18 protein-coding genes are annotated in these 26,144 nt (G+C 65.0%); 8 read left to right on the top strand and 10 right to left on the bottom strand.

Annotation, left to right across the window (positions count from 1 at the left end):
* Positions 1-12 precede the first annotated feature (12 nt).
* From IVA75_RS08550 to IVA75_RS08540, 3 genes are read right to left on the bottom strand one after another with little or no spacing between them, the layout of a single operon-like run.
* On the bottom strand, positions 13-858 hold the full coding sequence (locus IVA75_RS08550) for an SDR family oxidoreductase (RefSeq protein ID WP_247282602.1): 846 nt from the start codon (positions 856-858) through the stop codon (positions 13-15).
* Between the two features lies 1 nt (position 859).
* Positions 860-1,420, bottom strand: coding sequence for a carboxymuconolactone decarboxylase family protein (locus IVA75_RS08545; RefSeq protein ID WP_247282601.1), 561 nt, complete (start codon positions 1,418-1,420; stop codon positions 860-862).
* Positions 1,398-2,099, bottom strand: a complete 702-nt coding sequence (locus IVA75_RS08540) for a TetR/AcrR family transcriptional regulator (RefSeq protein ID WP_027520510.1) — start codon at positions 2,097-2,099, stop codon at positions 1,398-1,400. The genes IVA75_RS08545 and IVA75_RS08540 overlap by 23 nt, the downstream gene beginning before the upstream one ends.
* Positions 2,100-2,203: 104 nt before the next feature.
* Between IVA75_RS08540 and IVA75_RS08535 the strand changes: the two genes are divergently transcribed.
* The 3 genes from IVA75_RS08535 (at position 2,204) to IVA75_RS08525 (ending at position 4,695) form a co-directional block, all read left to right on the top strand.
* Entirely contained in the window at positions 2,204-3,193 is a 990-nt protein-coding gene (locus IVA75_RS08535; RefSeq protein ID WP_247282600.1) for a tripartite tricarboxylate transporter substrate binding protein, read from the top strand.
* Between the two features lie 40 nt (positions 3,194-3,233).
* Positions 3,234-3,770 carry a VOC family protein gene (locus IVA75_RS08530; protein WP_219685325.1) on the top strand — a complete coding sequence of 179 codons (537 nt, stop codon included), beginning with the start codon at positions 3,234-3,236 and terminating at the stop codon, positions 3,768-3,770.
* A gap of 112 nt (positions 3,771-3,882) precedes the next feature.
* Positions 3,883-4,695 carry a class I SAM-dependent methyltransferase gene (locus IVA75_RS08525; protein ID WP_247282599.1) on the top strand — a complete coding sequence of 271 codons (813 nt, stop codon included), beginning with the start codon at positions 3,883-3,885 and terminating at the stop codon, positions 4,693-4,695.
* Positions 4,696-4,720: 25 nt separating this feature from the next.
* On the opposite strand, the gene IVA75_RS08520 is transcribed toward IVA75_RS08525, so the two are convergent.
* The 3 genes from IVA75_RS08520 to IVA75_RS08510 all read right to left on the bottom strand — a co-directional run bounded on the left by IVA75_RS08520 (position 4,721) and on the right by IVA75_RS08510 (position 9,265).
* Positions 4,721-6,277 carry a L,D-transpeptidase gene (locus IVA75_RS08520; protein WP_247282598.1) on the bottom strand — a complete coding sequence of 519 codons (1,557 nt, stop codon included), beginning with the start codon at positions 6,275-6,277 and terminating at the stop codon, positions 4,721-4,723.
* Between the two features lie 358 nt (positions 6,278-6,635).
* Complete coding sequence (locus IVA75_RS08515; protein ID WP_247282728.1) at positions 6,636-7,661, bottom strand: fatty acid desaturase; 1,026 nt, start codon at positions 7,659-7,661, stop codon at positions 6,636-6,638.
* A gap of 167 nt (positions 7,662-7,828) precedes the next feature.
* Positions 7,829-9,265, bottom strand: a complete 1,437-nt coding sequence (locus IVA75_RS08510; protein ID WP_247282597.1) for an oligosaccharide flippase family protein — start codon at positions 9,263-9,265, stop codon at positions 7,829-7,831.
* 307 nt (positions 9,266-9,572) lie between these two features.
* Between IVA75_RS08510 and IVA75_RS08505 the strand changes: the two genes are divergently transcribed.
* Entirely contained in the window at positions 9,573-10,640 is a 1,068-nt protein-coding gene (locus IVA75_RS08505) for an endo-1,4-beta-xylanase (protein WP_247282596.1), read from the top strand.
* A gap of 61 nt (positions 10,641-10,701) precedes the next feature.
* On the opposite strand, the gene IVA75_RS08500 is transcribed toward IVA75_RS08505, so the two are convergent.
* The 3 genes from IVA75_RS08500 to IVA75_RS08490 all read right to left on the bottom strand — a co-directional run bounded on the left by IVA75_RS08500 (position 10,702) and on the right by IVA75_RS08490 (position 16,012).
* A complete protein-coding gene (locus IVA75_RS08500; protein ID WP_027568169.1) occupies positions 10,702-11,655 on the bottom strand; it encodes a DUF6492 family protein in 954 nt (317 codons plus the stop codon).
* 95 nt (positions 11,656-11,750) lie between these two features.
* The gene (locus IVA75_RS08495; protein ID WP_247282595.1) at positions 11,751-12,545 is read right to left on the bottom strand and encodes an rRNA adenine N-6-methyltransferase family protein; all 795 of its coding nucleotides are present in this window, start codon (positions 12,543-12,545) and stop codon (positions 11,751-11,753) included.
* Positions 12,542-16,012 (bottom strand): AAA family ATPase, encoded by a 3,471-nt coding sequence (locus IVA75_RS08490; protein WP_247282594.1) that lies wholly within the window; start codon positions 16,010-16,012, stop codon positions 12,542-12,544. The genes IVA75_RS08495 and IVA75_RS08490 overlap by 4 nt, the downstream gene beginning before the upstream one ends.
* A 142-nt stretch (positions 16,013-16,154) precedes the next feature.
* On the opposite strand from IVA75_RS08490, the gene IVA75_RS08485 reads away from it, so the two are divergent.
* The 4 genes from IVA75_RS08485 (at position 16,155) to IVA75_RS08470 (ending at position 24,876) form a co-directional block, all read left to right on the top strand.
* On the top strand, positions 16,155-22,610 hold the full coding sequence (locus IVA75_RS08485; protein WP_247282593.1) for a non-ribosomal peptide synthetase: 6,456 nt from the start codon (positions 16,155-16,157) through the stop codon (positions 22,608-22,610).
* A gap of 141 nt (positions 22,611-22,751) precedes the next feature.
* Positions 22,752-22,922, top strand: coding sequence for a hypothetical protein (locus IVA75_RS08480; RefSeq protein WP_162847227.1), 171 nt, complete (start codon positions 22,752-22,754; stop codon positions 22,920-22,922).
* Positions 22,923-23,167: 245 nt separating this feature from the next.
* On the top strand, positions 23,168-23,899 hold the full coding sequence (locus tag IVA75_RS08475; protein ID WP_027568173.1) for a 4'-phosphopantetheinyl transferase superfamily protein: 732 nt from the start codon (positions 23,168-23,170) through the stop codon (positions 23,897-23,899).
* Positions 23,896-24,876 carry an LLM class flavin-dependent oxidoreductase gene (locus IVA75_RS08470; RefSeq protein WP_247282592.1) on the top strand — a complete coding sequence of 327 codons (981 nt, stop codon included), beginning with the start codon at positions 23,896-23,898 and terminating at the stop codon, positions 24,874-24,876. The genes IVA75_RS08475 and IVA75_RS08470 overlap by 4 nt, the downstream gene beginning before the upstream one ends.
* Positions 24,877-25,014: 138 nt before the next feature.
* Here the strand turns inward: IVA75_RS08470 and IVA75_RS08465 are convergent, their stop codons facing one another.
* The gene (locus IVA75_RS08465; protein WP_247282591.1) at positions 25,015-26,040 is read right to left on the bottom strand and encodes a histone deacetylase family protein; all 1,026 of its coding nucleotides are present in this window, start codon (positions 26,038-26,040) and stop codon (positions 25,015-25,017) included.
* Between the last annotated feature and the right edge of the window lie 104 nt (positions 26,041-26,144).

The raw sequence follows: 26,144 nt of genomic DNA, 5'->3' as shown, positions 1-26,144 counted from the left end.
TGAGGCGCCCTCTCACATCCCGCTCAGGCCGCTATCGACCGCGAGCGTCTGCGCGGTGACGTAGACACTCTCGTCCGAGAGGAAGAACAGCACGGCATAGGCGATCTCCCAGGCGGTGGCCTGGCGGCCGAACGGGACATGGCCCTTGCCACGGTCGGGTCGGCCGGCGCCGGCCTCGCGGCCGTTCGGCGTGTCGACGAGGCCGGGATAGACCAGGTTGGCGCGGATGCCGCGGCGCGAGCCGAAATGGGCGATGTTGCGCATGAGGCCGCCGAGCGCGGCTTTCGAGGAATCATACACCGCCATCTGCGAGCCGGCTTTCAGCGCGGCGATGGAGGAGATGAAGACGATCGATCCGCCGCTGTCGAATTTCGGCAGGCCTGCGCGGCAGCACAGCATCGGGCCGCGAACGTTGACGTCGTAGATCGCATTCCACTCCTCGGGGCTGACGGCATCGAGCCCGACCTTGCCGAAGGTGCCGATGTTGAGCACCATGCCGTCGAGCCCGCCCATGGCGCGATGCGCCTCGTCGATCATGCGCAGGACGTCGGCCTCCGACGTGACGTCGGCGGCAATCGCAAAGGCTTCGCCGCCTTCGTCGGTGATGCGCTTGACGGTGTGCTCGGCCGAGGTTCGGTTGAGGTCGGCGACCGCGACCTTGGCGCCCTCACGCGCGCACAGAATGCTCATGGCGCGGCCGTTGCCGATCGGATCGGTGGCGGCGTCGAACACGCGCTGGCCACCGCCGACGATCAGGATGCGGCGGCCCCTAAGGCGTCCCCTCCCCGGCGCTTCGCCCAGCGACTCCGCACTCGGCGGGCGGACGTAACGGTCCCGCTTGCTATCGGTATCCGTCATCTCAGGCGCCCGGCTTCTTGCCGCCGTCATAGACCGCCATGCCGGCCGCGGGATCGAGATCGGTTTCGGTCGCCTCGGTGACGCGCGCCATCATCATATAGAAGCCGAGGGCGACGATGGATTCGACGATCTCCTGGTCGCTGAAATGTTCGCGCATGGCGGCGAAGATCGCCTCGGGAACGCGGACGTTCTCGACCACTTCGCGGCCGAATTTCAGCAGCGCGCACTCGGCCTCGCTCAAGCCGGCGGCATCGTAATCGGCGCGCTCGACCGCGTCGATCTGCGCTCGCGTGCAGCCTACGCCGAGCGCGATCGGCACGTGCTGGCGCCATTCATAGGCGCCGCCTTCGAGCTGGGCTGCCTGGAGGATCAGGAGCTCGCGATTGACCGCACTGAGCTTCTGCTTGTGCAGGATCGAATTGCCGAGCCGCATCGCCGGGATCATGTTGGCCTCGGCGTGCGCCATCATGCGGAAAATATTCAGCTTGACCGGCATGCGGTCGAACGAGGCGCGGATATCGCCGCTGGTGGTCTCCGGATCAATCAGGGGCAGCCTTGCCACGATTCTCTCCCTTGGCTTTTCGTTTCTTGTTGTCCCGCGTCCCGCCATCCGCCGCGATCAGCGACAGGAAGAAGGCGAGATAGCGGTCGATCGCCTCGATCACCTTCGGCCGCGGCGACGGTGCCGCGCCCATCACGTAATGCTCGAGACGGATGTAGATCAGCCCGGCGGCGAACAGCCGCGCGGTCTCGCGCGGGTCCGGCGTCGAGACCAGGCCGGCGAGCGCAAAGCCGCGGAAATAATCCGTCATCATGCTCTGCTCGCGCGCATAAAAATGATCGGCGAATTTGGCGCGGATGCCGGGCACGCGGTTGCGCTCGGCGGTGATGACTTTCTGGAACTGGTGCTCGCGCGGATCGGACCATTGCTCGACGAGGTCCAATGCAAACTGCCGGCAGAACGCGGCGGGCTGGCGCGCGAGCTGCTTGTAGCGCGGCTCCTCCAGCCGGCTCGCCGAACTGGCCGGACCGTGCTCGCTGACGATGGCCTCGAGGATCGCGGCCTTGCCGGCGAAGTGATTGTAGAGGCTGCTCTCGCGAATGCCGACGCGACGCGCGAGCTCGCGCATCGAGGCGCCGCCATAGCCGCTCTGCGCGAACAGATCGAGCGCCTCGGCGAGGATACGCGCGCGGGTCGTGGGCGCAGCCGCTTCCGCCGCGCTGGTGGTGTGGACAGCCATGCAACTTGACTAACGAACGATCGTTCGCTAGTCAATCATACGAACGATCGTTCGTTTCAACTCCGCTCTCAAAGAAGCGGAGAGCAATCTGGGGAGACTGGGTCATGGCGCGCTTCGTCCATTTTTGTCTGCTGCGCGCCGCAACATTGTCATTGGTCGTAACGTCCTCGGCAATGCTGCCTGCGCGGGCCGAGGACCCGGCCGCCTATCCCACGCACAAGATCAGGATGCTGTTGCCTTATGCGGCCGGTGGCGGCGGCGACGTGATCGGGCGGCTGCTCGGCGACAGGATGGGCAAGACGCTCGGACAGAGCGTCTATATCGAGAACCACACCGGGGCTGCCGGCACGCTCGGCACCCAGATGGTCGCGGCGTCGGCGAACGACGGCTACACCATCACCGTCGGCGGCATGACCACGCATGTGCTGGCGCCGGCGATCTATCCAAAACTGCCCTACGATTCGATCAAGGACTTCACCACGATCGGGCGCATCGGCACGTCCTCGATCATGCTGGTGGCGACCAAGGATTTTGCCGCCAACGACATCAAGGGCCTGATCGCGCTGGCCAAGAAGGGTGAACCGATCCAGTACGGAAGCTGGGGCGTGGGCTCGACCGGACAATTCTGCGCGGAAATCCTGATGCAGCAGACCGGAATCAAGATGGACCACGTGCCGTTCAACGGCATCGCCAAACTGGCCGGCGATCTGCTCGGCGGCCACATCTCGCTGGCGACACTCGACATGGCGACCGCGACGCCGCTGGTGAAGGACGGTTCGATCAAGGCGCTGGCCGCCTGCGGCGAGCGTTCGCCGAGCCTGCCGGATGTCGCCAGCTACAAGGAACAAGGCGTGCCGTTCGACCGCAGCCTGTCCTGGGCGATGTATGCGCCTGCGGGACTTGCCGAGCCGATCGCAAGAAAGCTGTCAGCGGCACTGAAGGACGCGCTCGCCGATGACGAGGTGAAGCAGAAGCTGCTGGGGCTCGGCATCACGCCGCAATTCGTGCCGGGCGACGAGCAGCGTGACATCAACGCGCGCGACATCGCGGCCTGGAAGCAGGTTGCCAAGGACGCGGGCATTGAAGTGAAGTGAATCGAGATCAGGTGAACGAGGTGACAACGGGGGCGCCGATATGAGCCGCATCTTCGGCGCGGTGCGCCAGAACGGATATGTGGTGCGGGACATCCACGCCGCGATGAAGCACTGGATCGAGGTGATGGGCGTCGGTCCGTGGTACTACATGGACCGCGTCAAGACCGACTGGTTTCGCCATCGCGGCGAAAACTCCGCCGTCGAGATGAGCATCGCGCTGGCCAATTCCGGCGATCTCCAGATCGAGCTGATCCAGCAGCGCAACGACGCGCCCTCGCTGTACAGGGAGTTCCTCGAGTCCGGCCACGAAGGCCTTCAGCACATGTCCTACTGGAGCCACGACTACCAGGCGCTCTACGACAGGGCGCTCGGGCTCGGCTACAGGATCGGCCACGAGGGCCAGATCGGCGGCGACAAGGGGCGCTTTGCCTATTTCGACACCCAGGCCCATCCGGGCACCGTGATCGAGATCTCCGACATCAGCGGCACCAAGGGGCCATTCTTCGAGAAGGTCCGGCAGGCTGCTTTGAGCTGGGACGGCACGCGGCCGATCCGCGAGGTCGGTGGGAGCCGATGACGCCAGCCCGCAAGGCGATGCAGGAACCGGCCGGGTTCACCGCGCTGCTGGCGCGGTAGACGGCAATCCATGATAACGTGAGCTTCGTGTCCGAACCTTCAGCGAGGCAAGCATGTCCAACACTGACAAGGTTTTCGCCGGCTCGATCCCTAAACTTTACGACGAATATCTGGTCCCGATGATCTTCGCCGTTTACGCCGACGACATCGCAAGACGTGTCGCGGCCCGGTCCCCCTCCGTGCTGCTCGAGATCGCGGCAGGCACCGGCGCCGTGACGCGCGCGGTCGCGGCGGCGCTGCCGCGCGGCGTCCGTTATGTCGCCACCGACCTCAACGAGCCGATGCTCGCCGTCGCGGCGCAGCGTCAGGCAGATGACGATCGCATTTCGTGGCGCCAGGCCGACGGATCGGCCCTGCCCTTCGACGATGCCGCCTTCGACGTGGTCTGCTGCCAATTCGGCGCCATGTTCTTTCCGGACCGCGTCAAGGCCTACGGCGAAGTGAAGCGCGTCCTGAAGGATGGCGGCACGTTCGTGTTCAACGTCTGGGATCGCATCGAGGACAATGTGCTGACGCATGAAGCAACCGTCGCCCTCGAAAAGCTGTTTCCCGACGACCCGCCCCGTTTCATGGCCCGGACGCCGCACGGCTATCACGACAAGGCGGTCATCAGAACCGACCTCGAACGCGCAGGCTTCCGTGACATATCGATCGAAACGCGAGCTGAAATAAGCCGCGCGCCGTCGCCCGAGCACGTCGCGATCGCGCTCTGCCAGGGCACGCCGCTGCGCAGCGAGATCGAGGCACGCGATGCCAGCAAGCTTCAGGCTGCGACCGACATCGTCGCCGAGGCCATCCGAACGCGCCATGGGTCCGGACCGATCGAGGGCAAGATCCAGGCTATCGTGATCGAGGCGCGGCGATAGTGGCGGACTTCGATCTGTCCGCCTCCTACCAGAAGCCCCGCTGCATCGGCTGTGCCGGCTGATAGTATTGATACTGGCCACGCCGGCGCGGATTGACGGGCTGCGGGTTCGGATCGCGCTGGAAGAAGAAGCCGAAACCGTTGCCGCCATTGTCCCAGCCGTCGTCGCTCGCCATGGCCATCGGAGGCGCGGTCGGCTTGCGCGTGATGAAACCGCCCTGGGGCTGGTTGCTCAGCACCGCGACGAACTCGGTGCGGTAGTTGGTCTCGCTGCTCAGCGGCTCGTCCGAGATGATGATCGAGGACCGCGGCAACGCGGTCGGGGCGATGCGATCGAGCACCTCCTGCGGGATGGTGATGCGATCGAGCGCGTTCCTGGCGTTGTCGCCGTCTTCGATCGTGACCACGCTCCAGCGCAGGCCGGTGTCGTTCTTCGCCATCGCCGTGAAGATATGCGTGCCGAGCGGCTGGTCGGGATTGCGGATCGTGACGGGAACCTCGATGCTGGTGTCGAACACCTCGCCGCCGCCGTCCGGTGCCGGCTTGTGCGTGTTCCGCCGCACATAGAGCTTCTGCGTCGCGCGGCTGATGTAGACCGAGACCGGTTCGAGCGCGAGCTTTGCGTCGGTCGCAGCCTTCACGGCATCGGCCTTCCTGGCCGCTGCCGCCTTGGCGGCCTCTTTCGTGGCAGCGACCGCATCGCGCCTCGGCTGTGCGGCGGCCTTGGCGGCATCGAGCTGCGCCGCCGCGTCGGCGGCCTTGGTGGCGGCCTTCTGCTTCAGCTCCTCGGCCTTGGCGCGGGCTTGATCGGTCTTGGCGGCCGCGAGCTGCTTGTCGGCGAAGGCGAGCTCGGCGTCGGCCCGGGTCTTCTGCTGTTCCAGCTTGCGCAGCGAGGCGGGTAGCGAGGCCGCCTCTTTCGCGGCCAAAGTCGCAGCCTTCTTGGCCTCGTCGGCCGCCCTTGTGGCCTCCTCGGCCTCGCCGGAGAGCTTGCCGATCTGGCCCGGCGCCGCCGCAATGGCGTCCCGCTTCGGCATGAACAATGCGGGATGAACGATGTCGATCGGGGCCGCGTCGTTCGGCGAGATGATCACGCGCATCCCGATGTTGGTCTTATCAAACAGGCCCTCCGCGAAGCCGAACGGCATCCGCACGCAGCCATGCGAAGCGGCGTAGCCGGGCAGCGGCCCGCCATGCAGCGCGATGCCGTTCCAGGTGATGCGCTGCATGTTCGGCATCCAGGCGTCGTCATACATGGTCGAGTGGTGGTCCTTGTCCTTCTCGACGATGGCGAAAACGCCGGCCGGCGTCTCGCGTCCCGTCGTGCCGGTGGACACCGGCGCGCGAAAAATCCAGCCCGCGGCGTCGTAGAAGGTGACCTGCTGGCTCTTGATCGAGACGATCGCCATGATCGGCTCGCCGGCCTCGCGGGGCGCCACCGCCTCGGCCGGCTGGCGCGCCTGCTTGGCCGCATTGGCCGGGGCCAGGGCCGCGAAGGCGAGCATCGCCGCCAAGGTCACAATTCCGGGAGGCCCCCAACGCCGCATCGCCACGGTAGATTGCGCCGTTGTCATCAGGTTTCTCATGCCATCCTCGGTCGAAATGCCAATCCGCCGGTCATTGATCAGATTGCGATCATTGAATTAAGAAATCGCAGCCGCCTTACGTTCCGTCTGTGGCGACATTCGGCACGTTCCGGCGATAAATCTCATATACGACGGTTGACGCAGGCGGAAGGGCGGCGCGCGGCCGAAGCTCGCGCTCTATCGCTGCGACAGAATGACCGGGGGTCGGTGACACGGCTGCCAGCGCCTGACGTCGGACGGCGAGGCCACCTTGAACGGGCGCTGAACGCCCATCGCCTTTCCGATCGCGCGGATTCACGCCATTCGGCGGCCGCGCGGGGGCGGTGTAAGCGAAACCGCTGGGGCCAAGGCCGCCTTTTCAAACAAGCTTGGCTCCCTTTCCAAACAAGGCCGCCTCTCCAAAGGAGACGAGCCGCTGCCGCTCCTCGTCCCACAAGGTCAGCCGCACGGTCCGCAAACTCTGGAGCAGCGTTATCCGCCCGACACCAGCGAACTGCGGATTGTCGCGCAAGACGTCCTGCAAGCGATAGTAGGGAATTCGACTGGACAAATGATGGATGTGGTGGACGCCGATATTGGCCGTGAACCATCGCAAGACAGCCGGCAGTTGGTAGTGAGAGCTTCCGTGCAGCGCGGCGTCGTGAAAATTCCAGGTCTCGTCGTGGGCCCAGTGCGTGTGCTCGAACTGATGCTGGACGTAGAACAGCCAGACGCCGATCGACGCCGCCAGAACAATGATGGGCAGATGCACGAGCAGGAACGGCCCATAGCCGACCAGCTGGATCATCGTGACGACGAGAACCGCGAGGGCGATGTTCGTGCCCATCGTGCTTAGCCAGGGTTTCCAGCCGCGACGCATCATCCCGACCGGCAATCGGTGCTTCAAGATGAACAAATACGAGGGGCCGACGCCAAACATCACCAGGGGATGTCGATACAAGCGATACAGCGTCCGACGCCATCGGGACCGCCCGAGAAATTCACGCGTGGTCAGCGTATCGATGTCGCCCAAGCCCCTTTGATCGAGATTGCCGGAGTTCGCATGATGGCCTGCATGGTTACGCCGCCAGTAGCCGTATGGCGTCAGTGTCATCACGCCGAGGGCACGGCCGACCCAATCGTTGGCAACGCGGCCGCGGAAGAACGAGCCGTGTCCGCAATCATGTTGGATCATGAAGAGGCGGACCAGCAAACCCGCCGCGGGCACCTCAAGCAGCAGGGCAAACCAATAGCCCTGGTCCAGAGCGGCCCAGATCAGAGCCCAGATGACAACGAACGGTATCGCCGTAATCGCCAGTTCGAGGACACCCCGCGCATTGTCGGGCTCGCGATAGCGGGCGAGCAACTGCGCCGATGCGCGGATTTCCGGTATTCCTTGGGTCATAGTCTGCTCTGCTCCCGACATGCGGCCCAAGAAGCACGGTTATGGCCAAGGATGCAACAAAATCGCCCACCACCTGGACCGCTTCCGGCCGAAACCGAGCCATCGCCAAGTCAAGCGGCGCTTTCAGGGCTTCAGACGGTGAGGACGAGCCTCGTCAGACGCCGCGGCTAAACGCCTAACGCCTTCCGATTGAAGGTTCGCAGGAAACGCAACGACAGCGTCCGGACATTTGCGACGTTCAGCAACCACGCTGCGGCGGCATAAGCGAGGCCGCCCGCAAGGCTCACAACCATGAGCGGGACGAGGCCGATGCCATTGACCTGGGATCGTGCAACGAGAATCGCAGCCGCCATCGCCGCGGCGGAGACGGCAACGCCGGCGAGGCGGTGGAGGTCGAACGGAACCGGATGGGCGCGATGCATCAGGGCGACGGCAACGAGGAAGCCGATCGCCTCGGTCGCAAGCGTTGCCAGCGCCGCGCCGTAGAGGCCATGGCCGGCCACCAGCACGAACATCAACGCCACGCTGACGACCAGCGTCAGGAACGACTGCGCCGCCAGCATGAACGGCCGCTCGGCAAGCTGGAAGCTGATCTGCACGTAGAATTGATTGGCGATGCCGAACAACCGGGCGAGCACCAGGGTCGGCAGCAGCGCCGATACGCCGGCGCGGAAGTCGACGCCGACGAGTGTGCCGGCGACCTGGTCGGCTGCGAGCGCGAGCCAGACGGCGACGGGCGCGACCACGACGAGCAGAAGTTCGAGGCTCTCGGTCAGCCGCTCCCGCGTCGTCTCGTTGTTTTTTTCCGACAATGACCGGAACACCAGCGGCACTGTTGCCGCAGCGACGCTGGAGGCGATCATGACCATGAACTGTCGCGGCAGATCGGCAGCGACGCCAAAGATGCCGGCGGCGTCCTTGCCGAGCAAATATGCCACGATGAGGCGGTCGCAGGCCGAGTAGACCGCGACGGACAATCCGGCCAGCGTCAGCGGCAGGCCGTAGCGCGCGAGCTGCACGAACTGGCTGCGCTGAAAACGCGCGATCCTGGTGCGGTCACCGACGAGGTTCAGGATAATCCCGGCAAGCGAACCCAGGCCGAATGCGGCGAGCAGTCCCAGTCCACCCCAGCCGAGCCAGATGCCGAGCAGGCCGAAACCGACGCTCGACACGCTGCGCACGATCGAGATCGCCGCGAATCTGTAAGGGCGCAATTTTGCGCGCTCGAACTCCTGGCCGACATCGACGGCATTCGCCATGATCGCGACGAACATGCTGGCAAGCAGCAGCCCGACGCTGAGATCACTGCGGAACAGGAAGACCAGCGGCGTGGTGGCGCAGAGGACGGCGACGGTAAGCGCGAAGGCGACCATCGCCGTGCCGCGAAAATCCACCTCGGCCGACATCGCCTGATAGCGGGACACCGAGAGCTTGATCCAGGCGAAGAAGATCGCGCCCAGAATGCCGGCCAGGCTGATGCCGACGACATAGACGCCGTACTCCGCCGGCGTCAGCAGCCGCGTGTAGGCCGTGACGGCGAAGAAGCCCACCGCCGCAGGCAGGATGTAGGCGACGAGATAAATCGAGAAATGGCGGTTCAGCATGCGAGCACGGGACCGGCAACGTTGTTGCGAGTGTGACGGCCGTTCATCAATTGGACCATGGCGGGGCGAACGAATTGCGCCGCAGCATCCCTCAAGAGTGTCACATAAGTCTGGAGATCGGGCGGCGAATGCGGCTTTGAGGCCGCTTTCGCGGGTTAGCGTTAAATTTGCCCTTCCCTGACGGGGCCTGGCCACCGAAAGGAACCGTGATTTCGCAGATGGCAAAGTTAACCCAACGAGGGGAAAACCCCGGCGGTGCAAGGCGTCGCTTGGTACGATGGCGCGTTGGCTCCGATTAAGGAATGCCGTGACCAGGCTCGACAGACGCGAATTTCTCCTCGGCAGCGCCGCCGCACTTGCGGCGGGCGCATCGGCGTCCGCAGCGCCGGCATCGAAACTCGCCCAGCGCCATCAGGGATTTGGTGCCGCGGCCACGCTCTGGGATCTGCAAGCCGATCCCAGGCTCGGCGAAGCCATCAGCACGTATTGCACGCAGGTGGTTCCGGTGCTCGAGCTGAAATGGCCGATGCTGCGTCCGGACGCGCACACCTTTGCCTTTGAACGCGCCGACGCGATACTGGATTTCGCCCGGCAGAACGACCTGACGATGCGCGGGCACGCGCTCGCCTGGTATCACGATATTCCGGACTGGACCAAGCAGATCAAGGATGCCAAGGGCGTCGAGCGCGCCTATGTCGACCACATCGGCACGGTCGTCTCCTATTACAAGGACAAGCTGACGTCGTGGGACGTCGTCAACGAGCCGATCCCCGACAATCCGCGCAGTCCGAAAGACCGGCGCGACTCGTTCTGGACGCAGCATCTGGGCAATCGCTGGATTCCGCTGGCGTTTCGCACGGCGGCCGCGGCCGACCCCTTCGTCAAGCTCGCGATCAACGAATATGACATCGAGTCGGCCAAGGACACGTTCATTGCGAAGCGCGCGGCCTACCGCCAACTCATCATGGAGCTGCTCGACCAGGGCGTGCCGCTGCACGCCGTGGGACTGCAATCGCATCTGCATGCCGAGCTCGAGATCGACACCCATGGGCTCGCCGAATTCGTCACCGAGCTGCGCGCCTGGGGCCTCGAGGTGTATGTCACCGAGCTCGATGTCGACGACCAGAAGCTGACGGGGACGCCGGCGGAGCGCGATGCCATCGTCGCCAAGCGCGTCGACGATCTCCTGACCGCGATCTCGACCAGCGGACCGGTGCGCTCGATCCTGACCTGGGGTCTCTCGGACCGCTATAGCTGGATCAACGGCACCTTTGCCCGCGCCGACAAGCAGCCGAACCGTCCTCTGCCGCTCGACGGCGAGTTCAAGCCGAAGCCGTTCATGAACGTGATCAACAAGTTCACGAGGGACGCTTAAACGGCTTTATTTTGAGCATGGTCTTTTCGGAAAACCGCTGCACACTTTTCCGGATCATGCCCTAGCGCGTCTTCGTCGGTGCTTCGAACTCAACCGCATCGCCCATGTGATCGGGCGAAAGGCTCGGACTGCGACGGTCGCGCGAGCTGAGGCGGAACACGTCGCGGATGTCGTCGATCGAGGTCGACGAATAGGACTGGATGCACAGCGCCACCTGGTCGGGCGAAGCGGCGCGCATCATCGCTTCGATGGCCGGGCGGTCGAGGCGCGTGTCATCCCAATGCGAGACCGCGATGCTATCCTCGGTGACCCGATGAGTGGCCAGATGCGCGGGCGCGTTCGCGACGAAATGGCCGTACATGAGATATTCCGAGAACTTCTTTTTCCGGCACAGCGCCAGAACCCAGTTCAATCCCGTCGCCGACTTGATCGCGTCGGTCATCGCGCGCGCGGTGTCCTTGTCCCACACCAGTGCGTTGCCGACATAGTCGTCCGCGGGGAAGGACCTTTCCTTGATGCCAAGGAGCTGATCGACGGTGCGGAGCCACAGGACATGCAAGGGGTGGGCGGCGTCGATCCCGTTGCGCGTGACGAACAGCGGCGTCTTCTCGCCGCCGGCATACTGGCCGACGTCGAATTCGCGGAAGAACAGATTGTCCGAATCCAGGATGCAGACGCGCTGCTCGGGCGCGTTGAGGACGCCGGCGATCTTGAGGATCTGCTGGATGTGCCAGCCATGAACGGGTGACGACAGCAGCGACAGCCAGACGCGCCGTTTGCTGATGAACTGCAGAGCCGGCGGCAGCGCCCACAGCCATTTCGGCAAATAGCGCGAGGCCGGAACGATGACACGCTTGTCGGAAGCGAACCGCGCGAACAGCGGCAGATCCTCATCGTTAACGAGAACATAATGCCGCGTGTAGCCCGTCAACCAGGTGTCGATGCTCTCGCTGAGCAGCGAAAAACGCTCGATATCCTTGGCGTAGCTGGCGGTCAGCAGGGCAACGGAATGCATGGCGCGCGCTCGTATGGCGATCAGGCCGTACTCATAGCGGCGCCGAGGCGCGTTGAATACTTACATTCGCAATCAAGGTAAAATGAAACGAATCATTAGCCATCCGACGGCAGCCCCTGCTCGATGCCGCGAAAGCGCAGCGGCGCCAGCGCGGAGGCGCGCTGCCACCAGTCGGCGACGCGGTCGTCGAGCGCGGTCACGCCTCGACCCTGACCGGGGAAGATCCGGATCTGCTGCACCGCCTCGGCTTCGAACCCCTTGCCCCTGCGGGTGATCTTGAGCGCGGCGCCTTCGCGGTCCCGCTGGGTCAGCGGCACCAGAAGCCGGCCGCGCGGACGAAGCGACCGAAGCCAGAGCGGATGCGGCTGCGAGAAGCCGGCATGAACGATGATCACGTCGGCGGGTTCGCCGATGTCCTCGCATCCGTCGCCATGGACGACCGCGACGTTGCGAAAGGCGCCAAGATAGGTCGCGGCGCGCGCCGCAAGCCGCTCGTCGCATTCGATTGCCTGCACCCTGCCCTTGGGGCCCACGATCTTCGACAGCACGGCCGAGAAATAGCCGAGCCCGCACCCGATCTGGACCACACGGTCTTTCTCCCCGACGTCGAGCACATCGATGAAGTGCGCCCACAGGCTCGGCAGTCCGGTGTCGAGCTTGCGGCGCGCATCGATCGCGACCAGCACATTGTCCTGGAGATGAACGGGATCGGCATCCGGCGTCAGCCGATAGAAGCGCGCCGCCTCGCTCTTGATGCGCCAGGGTCCCTTCGCCAGAAACTTTTCGCGCGGAACGGTGGCGAGGGCTTCTAGCAGGCGCATTGAGGAGATCCGCTCGCGCTTTGCGATCAGCTCCACGTAACGCGCGCGCGCGGCGGCAAGATCGCTCATCTCACGGGATCGACCTGTGCACGAACGGGCGCGTCCGCGCCGAGCTCGTCGATCAGTTGCATCGCCTGTTTCAGGTCCGGCGTGGAAAAGCCCTCGCTGAACCTGCCGACGATCGGTACGAGCAGGAGACGAGCGTGCTCGCGCTTGCCGGCTTGGTGCGACAGGCGCGCGAGGCTGACGGCGGTGCGAAGCTCCCACGACAGCGCGCCCTGCTTGCGCGCGATCTCCAGCGACAGGTTGAACAGGTCCTCGGCCTCCTGCACCGAGGCCGGATCCCCGTCCAAGAGCGTGATCTCGCCTTGCAGGCGGTAGACTTCGGCGAGGTAGGAGTGATCGCCGGTCCGTCTTGCGGTCGCGAGCGCACCGTCCAGCGCGCGCAAGGCGGCATCGCGCATCCCGACCTTGGCGTAGGCCTCCGCGAGCAGGCAGCGGAACCAGCAGCCGGCGAGCCAGGAATCCATCGCTTCGTATTCGTCGAGACCGAACCGCATCTGACTGAGGCCTTCGTCGGCCTCGCCGAGCTGCGCCAGCGCCCAGCCGCGCAGGATCGCGGCCTGCTGCTTCCAGTGCAGGAAATTGTGCTCGGTGGCGATGATCATGGCGCGGTTGGCGTGGTCGCGCGTGCCCTCGACATCGCGCAAATGCTGACAGAGATAGGCGCCGAACACGAGCGCGAAGGCTAGCGTGAAGGGGTGGCGGATCTTCTCGGCGTTCGCGATCGCCTGCTCGCTGTGCTGCCGCGCCGCGTCGGGCCGGCCGAGGAACCACAAGAGGTAGCCGAGATAGGACAGCGAGACGACGCCGGGATCGGTGCCGTGCCGCTCCATCAGATCGGAGTGCAGATCGGGGCTGTAGAGGTTGATGCAGCGATGCAGATGGTGCTGGGACACAGCAAAGCGCCCGCGATAGAGCATGGTCATCGCGATCGAGCGATGCGCCTCGATCAGATAGCCGGTCTGCTGTGCCGGCAGCGTCCCCTCGTTCAGCCGCTCGCGCTTGGCGAACTTCAACAGCTCGACGCTGAGATCGTGCGCGCGGGAGAGATCGGCGCGGATGAAATGACAGACCCAGAGCCCGCGCGTGGCGGCGAAGGCCTTTTCGTCGTCGTCGAGCTGCTGGCCGAGCTCGAGGGCGCGGACGTAGTTCTCCTCGACCTCCTGCACGGCATAGCCCTTGGCGGCGATCAGCGCGTTGCCGAGCGCGATGCGCAGCTCCAGCTCCATCTCGTCGGCGCCCTGCATGCGCGCATTGGCCTGCACGACGCTGAGGCCGCGGCGCAGATGGCCAATCGCCTCCAGATTGGCGCCGCTCTTGGCCGCCTGCTTGCCGGCCTTGAGCCAGAAGCTGGCAGCGCCCTCGCTCTGGCCTGATTCGGTCAAATGATGGGCAAGCAGCTCCGGTTCGCGCTCGGTCTTCTCGGGATACATCTCGGCGAGCACCTGGGCGATCCGGGAATGCAGCTTGCGTCGCTCGCTGTGCAGCAAGCTCGCATGCGCTGCGTTCTGGATCATCACGTGCTTGAAGGAGTAGAGCGCGTCGGGCGGATGGCCGCGGCGCATGATCAGCCCGGCCTCCTCCAGGTGATTGAGCGCGGCCTCGATCTGTTCGACGGGCGTGTTGGCGACCGCGTGCAGAGTCTCGTAGGAGAATTCGCGGCCGATGGTGGCGCCGATCTGCGCGATCCGCTTGAACGGCCCCATCCGGTCCAGCCGCGCCATCAGCGAGTCCGTCAGCGTCGCCGGGATCGCGAGCTGCCGCCACGGGCCCGACAGCACGTAGCGCCCGTGCCGTTCGGTCAGGAGGTTGGATTCGAGCACCGTCTTGGTCAGCTCCTCCAGGAACAACGGCACGCCGTCGGTCTTGACGATGATTTCCTCGATGACTTCCTTGGGAAGCTCGCGTCCCGCCACGCGTTCGACCAGCGTCGCGCGCAACTGCCGGCTCAACCGGCTCAGGACCAGGGTCGTGATATGCGAGTGGGCGTTCCAGCTCGGCTGGAATTCGGTCCGCGCGGTGATGATGACCAGGATCGCCCGGTTCTGTGCCCGGTCGACCAGGAGATCGATCACCTCACGGGACGTCGGGTCGATCCAGTGCAGATCCTCGAATGCGATCACCAGCGGCTGCTCGCGCGCAAGGCCGAGAAAATGATTGACCAGCGCCGCGACGGTCGCATCCTTTTGCTGCTGCGGCGACAGCTCGAGCGGCGGATAGCGGTCACCGGTCGGAATGGACAACAGCGCGGCAAGCAGCGGAGCAACCTGCTCGATGTCGCCATGAGCGGCAGCGATCGCGGTCTCCAGGCTCGCCAGCGACTGCACGGACGCATCCTCGCGATCGAGACCGAGAGAGAATTTGAGCTGCTCGGCGAACGGATAGAACGCCGTAGAGGTGTAATAGGGCGAGCACTGGAACGAGACCTGTCCATGGCGGTCGCCCGCGATCCGCTCGAAGATTTCCTGGATGATGCGCGACTTGCCGATGCCGGGCTCGCCGAACTTGACCACGACCTGGCCCTCGCCGTCCTTGGCCTGCTGCCAGCGCCCCATCAGCAGCGCAATCTCCTCCTCGCGGTTGACGAGCGGGGTCAGCCGCGTGCCCATCGCGGCGGCGAAGCGGGTCTCCACCCGCGAGGCGCGCATCACATGCCAGGCCTGGGCTTTCTCCGAGATGCCCTTGAGCGCGTGGACGCCGAGATCGCGGTAGTCGAACTTCCCCTTCAGCAGCGACTGGGTCGACGTGGAAATCACCACACCGTTGGGCGGCGCCAGGCCTTGCAGGCGCGCGGCGAGATTGACGGTTTCTCCGACCGCGGAGTCGCGCTCTTCGGTGCCCTGTCCGACGAGGTCGCCAACCACGACGAGACCGGTCGCGATGCCGATGCGGACGGCGGGTGAGTGGCTGAGCGCACCACGCGGCTCGATCGCGCGGGCGGTCGACAGCACCCGGACGATTTCCAGCCCCGCTCGCACGGCGCGCTCGGCGTCGTCCTCATGCGCGGTCGGATAGCCGAAATAGACCAAAATACCGTCCCCGACGAAGCGGGCGGCAAAACCTTCGTAATGCTTCACCACGCGGACACAGGTTTCGCGGAAGCTCGCGATCATGTCGCGCACGTCTTCCGGATCGAACTGCACCGAGAGCGAGGTGGAATCCACCATGTCGCAGAACATGGTGGTGAGCTGACGCCGCTCGGCGCCGACCTCCGTCCGGATTTGCGGGCGCGCCGTCCCGTCGGGCTTCTCCGCGGTTTCGGCCCGGAACAACGCGGTCATGGCCCGCTGGAGCCGCTTCCGATCGCCGAGTGGCAATCCGAGCTCGACCAGATCGGATTCGGTCAGGTCTCCCATGACATCGAGATCGAGACGGTGCTGCGCGAAGAGATCGGTATAATGGCTAAGACCGATACCATCGAGCCAGCGCTTCAGCCCGCCTTCCGTTCCCGTGCCCGGCTCATTCTCCAGCATGGTGATTCCGCCCGACCAATCACTCCGTCGAAGGGCTCAGGGCCCCGCAACCACAGATTTTGGGGCCAAAACTTCACCTCAGACTGGACGCGTTCCCTAACTTCTTGGAAGAATAGCCCAATCGGATCAAAAGGGAACGGAATTGTCGGACGTCACACGCCCAACGCCGCAGGAATTGGCCAGCGCGACGGCCGAAACGAAGATATTCGCCGATATCGGCGGCCTTCTCGATTTCCATGCCCGCAAGAGGCCGGCAGCCCCCGCCCTCCTCGCCCCTGGCCGGCCGGTCCTCAACTACGGCGGGATTGGCGCGCGGACGCAGGATCTCGTCCGCACGCTGCGCGGGCTTGGCGTTACCCCTGCCGACCGTATTGCGGTTGCGCTGCCGCGCGGTGCCGACAGCGCACTGGCGTTGATCGCGGTCGCCTCGAGCTGCGCTTGCGTGCCCGTCAATCCCGATCTGACGGCGGACGAGCTGCAACGCTATTTCAGCGAATTGAAGCTGAGCGCGCTCGTCACCCGGGCCGACACGAACTCGGCGGCCCGCGCTGTCGCCAAGGCGCTCAATATTGCCGTGATCGATTTCGTGCCGGGGTCGCAAGACGATCTCGGCGGCTGCACGTTCGTCGGGCCGGCGCTTGGACCGGCGAGCAGCAGCGGCGCCTCGCGCGGCGACGACGACGCGTTCATCCTGCTGACCTCGGGCACGGCGGCGCGACCGAAGATGGTGCCGCTGACGCATCGCAATGTGTGCCTCTCCGCCTACAACGCCGGCCGCGTGCTGTCGCTCGCGTCCCACGATCGTCTGCTTAACGTCCTGCCGCTGTTTCACGCCCATGGTTTGATTTCCGGCCTGCTGACGGCGCTGGCCGCGGGCTCCAGCGTGATCTGTACGGAAGGTTTTGACGCAGCCTCCTTCTTCGGCTGGATGCGGCAGCTGCAACCGACCTGGTACACGGCAGTGCCGACCATCCATCGCGCGCTGCTGACGGCGGCCGAAGCGAACCCGGATCTTGCCCGATCGTCGTCGCTGCGCGTGATCCGCTCCGCCTCGGCCTCGCTTGCGCCTGCGATCCTCGACGGGCTGGAGGCGACGTTCGGCGTTCCCGTGCTCGAAACCTACGGCATGACGGAGGCGGCCTCGCAGATCGCGGCCAACCCGTTCGAGCTGCGCAAGGTCGGATCGGTCGGCCGCGCCGCGGGCCCGGAGATCGCCATCATGGACGAGACGGGCCGCGCGCTCGCCAGCGGCGAGCACGGCGAGATCATGCTGCGCGGACCGAACATGAGCCGCGGCTACTACAATGACGAGGCGGCGACGCAGGCTGCCTTCCGCAACGGCTGGTTCCGGACCGGCGATCTCGGCTATCTCGACGCCGACGGCTATCTCTTCATCGTCGGCCGTATCAAGGACGTCATCAACCGCGGCGGACAGAAGATCTCGCCGCTGGAGGTGGAAGAGGTTCTGCTCAGCCATCCGGCGGTGCTGGAGGCCGGCGTGTTTGCCGTCCCGCACCCGAAGCTCGGCGAGAACGTCGCCGCAATCGTGGTGCTGCGGCCGAATTCCGAGGCGACCTCGGACCAGTTGCGCCAGTTCGCCCGGAAACGGCTCGCGGCCTACAAGGTGCCGAGCCTGATCCGCAGCGTGGCGACGCTGCCGAAAGGCGCCAGCGGCAAGGTCAAGCGCAATGCGCTGGCCGAGCTGATCGCAACGATTGGCGGCGGCGAGGAGGAGGCGCGTCTGCCGCGCAACGCACTGGAGACTGAGCTCGCCGGGATCTGGGCCGATTTGCTGGAGCTGCCGCAGGTCGGGAGCGATCAGGACGTCTTCGCGCTCGGCGCCGACTCGCTCGCGGTGACGCAGATGCGCTCGCGCCTGCGCGAACGCTTCAACGTCGATTTCTCGTTCGAGGACGTTTTTGATTGCGCCACGGCCGCCGCGCTTGCGGCCCGGATCGAGACCGCCGCAATTCATCGCGAAACGATGTTGCCGGCCTGGCGCCAGGCCATGAAAGCAGACGCGCCGCTGTCGTTCCAGCAGCAGCGGATGTACGTGCTCTCGCGACTGGACCCCACGCGCTACAATTACAACGTCGTCGAAGTCGCGCTCCTCAAGGGTGGGCTCGATGTCCCCGCACTTTTTACTGGCCTCGCTGCGGTGTCGGCGCGCCATGAGGCGTTGCGGTCGGTCATCGTCGAACGTGAGGGCGAGCCGGTGCAGCTTGTGCTGCAATCGCCGCCGCAGTTCGAGCGGATCAAGCTCAAGGCCTGCCCTGCGGACAAGCGGGCCGCTGTGGTCAGGCGCGAAGCGCTCCGGCTCGCGCAACATCCGTTCGACCTCGCGCACGAGGCGCCGCTGAAGGTCACGTTGCTCTCGTTCGACAAGAGCAGCCACGCGCTCGTGGTCAACGTCCATCATCTCGTCACCGACGGCTGGTCGCAGCGGCTGTTCTGGGAAGAACTCGCCGCCCATTATTCGGCAGCGCGCAACAACGAGGTGGCGGCACTGCCTTCGCCAGCCTTCCAGTACCGCGACTTTGCGCTCTGGCAGCAGAGCTGGGCGCAGACGCCGGCCGCCAAGGAGCAGCTCGATTACTGGCGGACGCAGCTCGACGGCGTCACCACACTGCCGCTGCGGACCGACCGACCAAGGCCGGAGGTCTGGAGCGGCCACGGTGCCCGTCACTATCTCGAATTCTCCAAAACCCTGTCGGCCGACCTGCGTGCGCTGAGCCAGAACCAGGGCGTCACGCCCTTCATGACCTTGCTCGCAGTGTTCCAGTGCCTGCTGTTCCGCCACACCGGACACGAGGATGTCGCGACCGGATCGCTGATCGCCAACCGCAACCAGATCGAGAGCGAGCGCCTGATCGGATTGTTCGCCAACACCCTGATCCTGCGCAATGATTTTGGCGGCGATCCGAGCTTCGGCGACATGTTGCGCCGGGTACGGCAGGTCACGCTCGATGCCTATCGCAACCAGGACCTCCCGATCGAAGAGGTCCTGCGCGCGCTTCAGATCGCGCGAAGGACCGACGGCAATCCGCTGTTCCGAATCATGTTCATCCTCCAGAATGCCTCGATCGAGGCGGCATCTTTCTCCGGTCTGTCGACGCGGCGGATCGAGATCGATCCAAAAGTGGCGCGATTCGACATCACGCTCGAACTGGTCGAGGCCGACGGCCGTTTCACCGGCTTCTTCGAATACGCCACCGATCTGTTCGACGCGGCGACGATCGAGGGCATAGCCGCTCAGTTGAAAACCCTGCTCAAATCCGTCATCGCCGATCCCGAGCAGCGCATCTCTCACTTGGCACTTCTGACCGAGACCGAACGCCGGCAGCTGCTGTCACAGGGCCGGGGCGTGCCGGCCAATTTTACCACGCGCGGCAATCCGAGCGAACGCTTCGACCGCCAGGTCAAGAAGGCGCCGAACGCGATCGCCGTGTCGGACGGCCGCACATCCTTGAGCTACCGCGAGCTGGCGCGCCGCAGCCAGGCGGCCGCGCGCTGGCTCATCCTCGAAGGCGTCGGCGCCGAGGCCGTGGTCGCCTTGCTTGCGGAGCGCGGACCCGACCTGCTGGCGGCGATGATCGCCGTGCAATGCGTGGGCGCTGCCTTCCTCAATCTCGATCCCGACCAGCCGCCGGCACGGCTCGCAACCATCCTCGGATCGAGCGGCGCCCGCATGCTGCTGACCGGACGGGCGCAGTCGTCCATGGCGGAGGCGCTGCTCGAACCGCTGGTCGAGCGCATTCCAATGGCCGGGCTCGAGGATGCGATCGCGCCAGCGTCGACCAATCCGGCCCGCGCGGCGCGCCGCGCGGCTTCGAGCCTTGCCTATCTTATTTACACTTCCGGGTCCTCCGGCGCGCCCAAGGGCGTCATGATCGAGCAGCGAGGGCTTTCGAACCATCTCGCCTCGCTCATCTCCGAGCTGAACCTCTCGTCCCGGGATGTGATCGCGCAGACCGCGCCGCAGAGTTTTGTCATCTCGCTATGGCAGTTCCTCGCAGGGCCCATGGTCGGCGCGCGCGTCCATGTCTGCGGTACCGCGATCGTGCAGGACCCGATTTTGCTCGCGCGCGAGATCGAGCGCGAGGGCATCACGGTGCTTGAGATCGTCCCGTCGCTGCTGCGCGTGATCCTCGATCGCATGGACGAGGCACCGGTCCGAGGCGGCTTTGCGAGGCTGCGCCTTCTGATCTCGACGGGCGAGCCACTGCCGGTCGATCTCTGCAACGCCTGGTTCGCGCGCTGCCCGAAAGTGCCGCTGATCAACGCCTATGGTGCGTCGGAATGTTCCGACGACGTCTCGCTGCATCGCCTGACCAGGGCACCGGCGACCACGACGGGCAACGTCCCGGTCGGCGCGCCGCTGCCGAACACCCAGTTCTACGTGCTCGACGCAAGCCTGCAGCCGCAGCCGGTCGGCGTGACCGGCGAGCTCTGCATCGGCGGCGCCGGTGTCGGCCGCGGCTATGTCAACGATCCCGCGCAGAACCGGCAGCGCTTCCTGCCCGATCCGTTCTCGCGCAAAGCAAGCAGCCGGCTGTACCGGACCGGCGACCTCGCCCGCCGCCGTGCCGACGGCACAATCGAATGCCTCGGTCGCGCCGACCATCAAGTCAAGGTCCGCGGCTACCGAATCGAGCTCAAGGAGATCGAGAACGCGCTTGCCGACCATCCGGATGTGCGCGCCGGCATCGTCGAACCGCGTCGCGAAGCGAGCGGCGATGTCAGGCTGATTGCCCACATCGTCGCGAGATCCGGCAGCCGGAGCAGCGCCAGCGAGCTGCGCGACTTCCTGAAGAGCCGGCTGCCGGGCCATGCCATCCCGTCCGCGTTCCTGTTCCTGGATCAGGTGCCGCTCAATGCCCATGGCAAAATCGACCGGAGCGCGCTGCTGGCGCCGGCGCAGCAGGAAAGCTCCGGACCGGATGCGACTGTGCCGGCGCGGCGCTTCACCGAAAAGGTGCTGTCCGACATCTGGATCGACCTGCTGAAGGTCGAGAGCCTCGGCGTGACCGACAATTTCTTCGACCTCGGCGGTCATTCGCTGCTGGCGGGCCAAGTCATGGCGCGCGTCGCCCGGGCGCTTGGCGTGTCGCTGCCGATCAAGACCATCTTCGAGGCACCGACGATCGACGAGCTTGCCCGGCGGGTCGACGAGGCCGTGGCGGCAAAGCCGCGCAAGCCGGCCGCAAGTTTAGCAAGGCTGGTTGGAGCGAGCCTGGCCGAAGGCAGCCCTCCCACGCTCTCGATCGCGCAGGACCAGATGCTGCGGATCGAGCAGAATCTTTCGGGTTTGCCGCTGTTCAACCTGCCTTTCGCCTTCCGTCTTCAGGGGCCGCTGAATCTGGTCGCTCTGGCGCAGGCGATCGACGAGATCGTGCGCCGGCACGAATCGCTGCGGACCCATTTCGGCTGGAGCGGCGGGGAGCCCGTCAGCCGCATCGCCGCGCCCGGTGCCCTCGGCCGTGTCCTGACTGTCGAGACGATCGGCGACGGTCAGCCCCACAACAACAAGCGGCGCAAGGCGCTGGAGCTCCGCAAGATCAATCTCCTGATCGAACAGGAGACCTATGTCCCGATCGACACCACGCGCGCGCCGCTGCTGCGCGCCCGGCTGTTGCGGCTCCACGATGACGATCACGTGTTGCTGCTGACGCTGCACCACGCGGTCGTCGACGGCTGGTCGATCGGCGTGCTGTTCGAGGAATTGTCCAACCGCTATGCGACACTGGCTGGCTATCCGTCGGTGCCGCTGCCGAAACAGCCGCCGGCCTTTTCGGACGTGGCGCGCTGGCAGCGCTGGTGGTGCGGCACTGATGCCGCCCGCCGTCAGGCGGCTGAATGGACGGAGAATTTGCGCGGGGCGGCTCCCCTCTTCGAGGGCGAATCAAGCCCAGGCCCGTCCAGAGGGCACCATCCGGTCAGTCTCGAGCGTGAGCTGATCGGCCGGCTCGCAGCCTTCGCCGGCCAGCACAATTGTACGCTGTTCATGTGTCTGCTAACCGGCCTGAAAGCCCTGCTGCTGGCGCGGACCGGCCGCCACGACATCTCGATCGCCACTGCCATGGCCAATCGCGCCCAGCCGGACACCGACCGGATCGTCGGCCCGTTCGAGAACACGGTGATCGTTCGCACCAAAATCACGCCGGAGCTGTCGTTCGCGCAGGCCGTGGCCCTGGTCCGCCAGAGCGTGCTTGACGCGCATGCGCGCCAGGAGCTGCCGTTCAACATCCTGGCCGACCATCTGGAGCAGGAGGGGGTCAATCCAGCCTCGCTGCTCCAGGTCTATTTCACCCTGCAAAATCCGCTGCGCCAACCGCTCGATCTGCCTGATCTCACGACAGGATCGATCGGCAACATCGCCCGCGAAGGCCAGCCGGTGCTGCCGATCGACCAGACCTGGCTGTCGCTGATGCTCAAGGAGCGGCCGACGGGAATCACCGGTTCATGCAATTACAAGAGCGAGCTGCTCGACGGCGCTACGGTCGGCCAGTGGATGGAGGATCTCGTCGCGCTGCTCGGGGCTGCTCTCGTCCAACCCAATGCGCCACTCGGCCGGCTGCTCAATCGCAGGGCGGCATGACCGACCGCAGGGCACGGGCGAATACGGGGTCACTCGTCAAAGCTGTGAATGACCAAGTTGCATCTTGATTATTTGGCGCCATCGCGCAAGATTATTCTCGCGTTTTGATTTGGGCGATTATTTTCAACCGGGGAGTTCGTTATGGGTTTCATCAAATTTACCAAAGGCACCTCCCTGAGCGACAAGGACCGCAAGGCCCTGCAGAAGTTGCTCGGCGCCGAGAAGAAGAAGCTGCAGTCCGCGCTGAAGGACGTCGACGCCAGTATTTCGATGCTGGGCGGCTCCAAGAAGTCCAAGAAGAAGAAGACGTAAGACTCGTCGGCCGGGACGCCGCACGAATCTTCAGGCTTCAGTTTTCGGGCTTCAGTTTTCAGATTTGGCCGCTCGCGTGGCGAGTTGGGGTCTCGCACAAGCTTGCGCCCGTAAACCGGCCAGCAATCGACAAGGATTCGCCCGAGTGGACCGCTAGAAGCGGTCCGCTCACTTGATTCTTGCTCAGTTGATTCTTCCGTCATGGCAGGGGATTTGGCCCCGGCCTGACGCCATGGGCCCAATTGATGGCAGACGACAGAATTGAACTGTTTGTCGGACTGATCGAGACTTTTGACGCGCCGGATGGGGTTGATGCGTGCCGGCGCTTGCTCTCGGTCGACGAACGGGTACGAGCCGACCGCTTCATGTTCGAGCGGCACCAGCGGCAATATATTTTCGCGCACGCGATGTTGCGCCTCGCGCTCTCGCACGTCGCACCTGATGTCGCCCCCACCGACTGGTCATTTGCGGCCGGGCGTTACGGGCGGCCGTTTGTCGCATCGCCCAAGACCTCGAGCACGCTGCATTTCAGCCTGTCGCACGCCGACGGCTGCGTCGCCTGCGTCGTATCGGGGCATGAGACCGTCGGCGTCGACGTCGAGACCGTGTCGCGTCGGGTGGCGCCACTGTCGACCGCGCTTCGGTTCTTCGCGCCGGAAGAGGTCGAAACGCTGCGCGGACTGCCGGAGCCCGCTGCGACCGAGCGCTTCTTCGACTACTGGACGCTGAAGGAGGCCTATCTGAAGGCCAGGGGTTTCGGCCTCAATTTACCGCTCGACGCCTTCGCGATGCAGGTATCGCGCGAGGCCATCGAGATCAGCTTCAAGCCCGATATCGCCGACGATCCGGAAGGCTGGCGATTCCAGCTGATCTCGCCGTCGCCCTCGCATCGTCTCGCGATCGCCGACGGCTCCCGCGCCACCGGCGGCCTTCCCATCACCCGCAATGCATGGCCGCTGCAGGAGGCGGCTGAATGACACTGCCGCGGCTGCGCGTCTTTCCCGCGATTTCGCGCAACCGCGACCCTAAGAAATATGCCGGCGAGCTGATGCGAGTGGCGCAGTTCGCCGACCGCAACGGCTTCGAAGGCATCCTGCTGTTCGAAGGCAACGACGTGTTCGTCGAGCCTTGGGCGATGGCCCAGCACATCATCGGCGAGACGACCCGATCCTCGCCGCTGATCGCCGTCAATCCCGTCTACATGCACCCGTTCACGGCGGCAAAATTCGTCTCGTCCTTTGCGCAGCTCCACGGCCGCAAGGTCTATCTCAACATGATCACGGGGACGGCGGTCAGCGATCTGCAGGGGCTCGGCGACGAGCAGTCGCATGCCGATCGTTATGTCCGGCTCGGCGAATTCGTTGCGCTGATGCGCCAGCTGCTGGCAAGCCCGCGGCCGGCGACTTTCGAGGGCCGGTTCTACCGCGCGAGCAACCTGCAACTGCGGCCGCGCCTGCCGCCGGAGCTGATGCCGGAATTTCTGGTCGCAGGCCAGTCCGAGCCGGCACAGCGCGTCGCAAAGGAGACCGGCTGCATCAAGATGCAGATGCTGCCGCCCGATCTCGATCTCGGCCTCGATGTATCAGGCGTGAATTTTGGAATTTTCGCCCGCGAGGGACGCGAGGAGGCACGGCAAGCGGCAAAGGCGCGTTTCCGCGATAATGCCGACGATCGCGAGCTGCTCGTGCTCACGGTGGAGAACAGCGATTCCGTGTGGAAACGGCGCCTCTACGAGGGCCAGAGCGGCGAACTCGCGGACAATGGCTATTGGCTGCTGCCGTTCCTGACCTTCCAGGCCGACTGCCCCTACCTCGTCGGCAGCTACGCGGAGATCGGCGCGAAGCTGAAGGAGTTTGCCGCGAAGGGGCTGACCACGATCATGCTCGACATGGTCGCGGACGAGACCGAGATGCAGCACGTCTGCAAGGCGCTCGCGGCAAGCGGGATGTTTTGAGTTGTTGATGAAGTCGATCTAACCATTCACATCGTCATTGCGAGCGTAGCGAAGCAATCCAGAGTCCCTCCGCGGAAAGATTCTGGATTGCTTCGCTACGCTCGCAATGACGGAGAATGATGGGCTACTCAGCGAGCATCACCGCGCCTCTTCGAATCCGGCCAGCACCGAGGTCAGGTTCGCGCCGAGGATATCCGAGAGATAGCCGCCCTCCTGCACGAACACGGTCGGCAGGCCAATCTTCGCGATGGCCTGTCCGATGCGGCGGAAGCCGGGCGTGGTGACGGCGAGACCCTTCAGCGGATCGTGCTCGGAGGCGTCGAGGCCGAGTGCGATGACGAGGGCACCGGGCGCAAAGGATTCGATCGCCTTGCGTGCGACGTTCATTGCCTGGATGTAACCGTCATCGCCGGTGCCGATCGCCAGAGGAATGTTGAGGTTGGCGCCGAGGCCGGGACCTTCGCCGCGCTCATGCGCGTAGCCCCACACGTAAGGATAATAGGCGACGGGATCGGCATGGATCGAGACCGTGTAGACGTCGGGCCGCGCATAGAAGATTCCTTGCGTGCCGTTGCCGTGATGGACGTCGACGTCGAGGATCACGACACGCTCGTGCCTCTGCCGCAGATGCGCAGCCGCGATCGCGCTGTTGTTGAGGAAGCAGAAGCCGCCGGCCATGTCGCGATAGGCGTGATGGCCGGGCGGCCGGCAAAGCGCATAGGTCGCATCCTCGCCGTCCATCACCATCTGTGCCGCGGTGACCGCGACGTCGGTCGCGGCGCAGGCCGCGGCCCAGGTGCCGGGGCCGATCGGCGCCGCGGTATCGGCGGTGTGCCAGCCGAGCTTGCCGGTGATATGGGTGGGATAAGTCGCGGCATGGCGCACCGGATGGATATTGCCGATCATCTCCGGGCCGGAATCGCCGAGCGCGGTCCAGGCCTCCCAGGCCTCGCTCAGGAACGACAAATATTCCGGACTGTGGATGCGCGCACGCGGCCCCGGCCCGAACGTGGTCGGCTCGACCAGTTGATGCTTGCCGTCCTTGAGCCCTTTGAGCAGGCGGTCGGCACGCTCGGGCTGCTCGGTGGTACGCTTGACGACACCGCGAACCAGGAAGAATTGCGGATCGTGGCTGCGATGCAGCTCGGTATGGACGGCTTTCACTCGAACACTCCGTGGTCGCTCAGGGCTCTTATTTTGACGCGTTTTCTTGACGCGAACCGGTATCCACTTCGCTCGAAAACGCTCTAGTGCCACAGATGTCTAAA

Origin of the sequence: Bradyrhizobium sp. 134 (assembly GCF_023074155.1) — a bacterium.
Classification (GTDB): Bacteria; Pseudomonadota; Alphaproteobacteria; order Rhizobiales; family Xanthobacteraceae; genus Bradyrhizobium.
The sequence above is the reverse complement of the archived record's forward strand: the minus strand, read 5'-3'. Positions and strand labels throughout refer to the sequence as shown.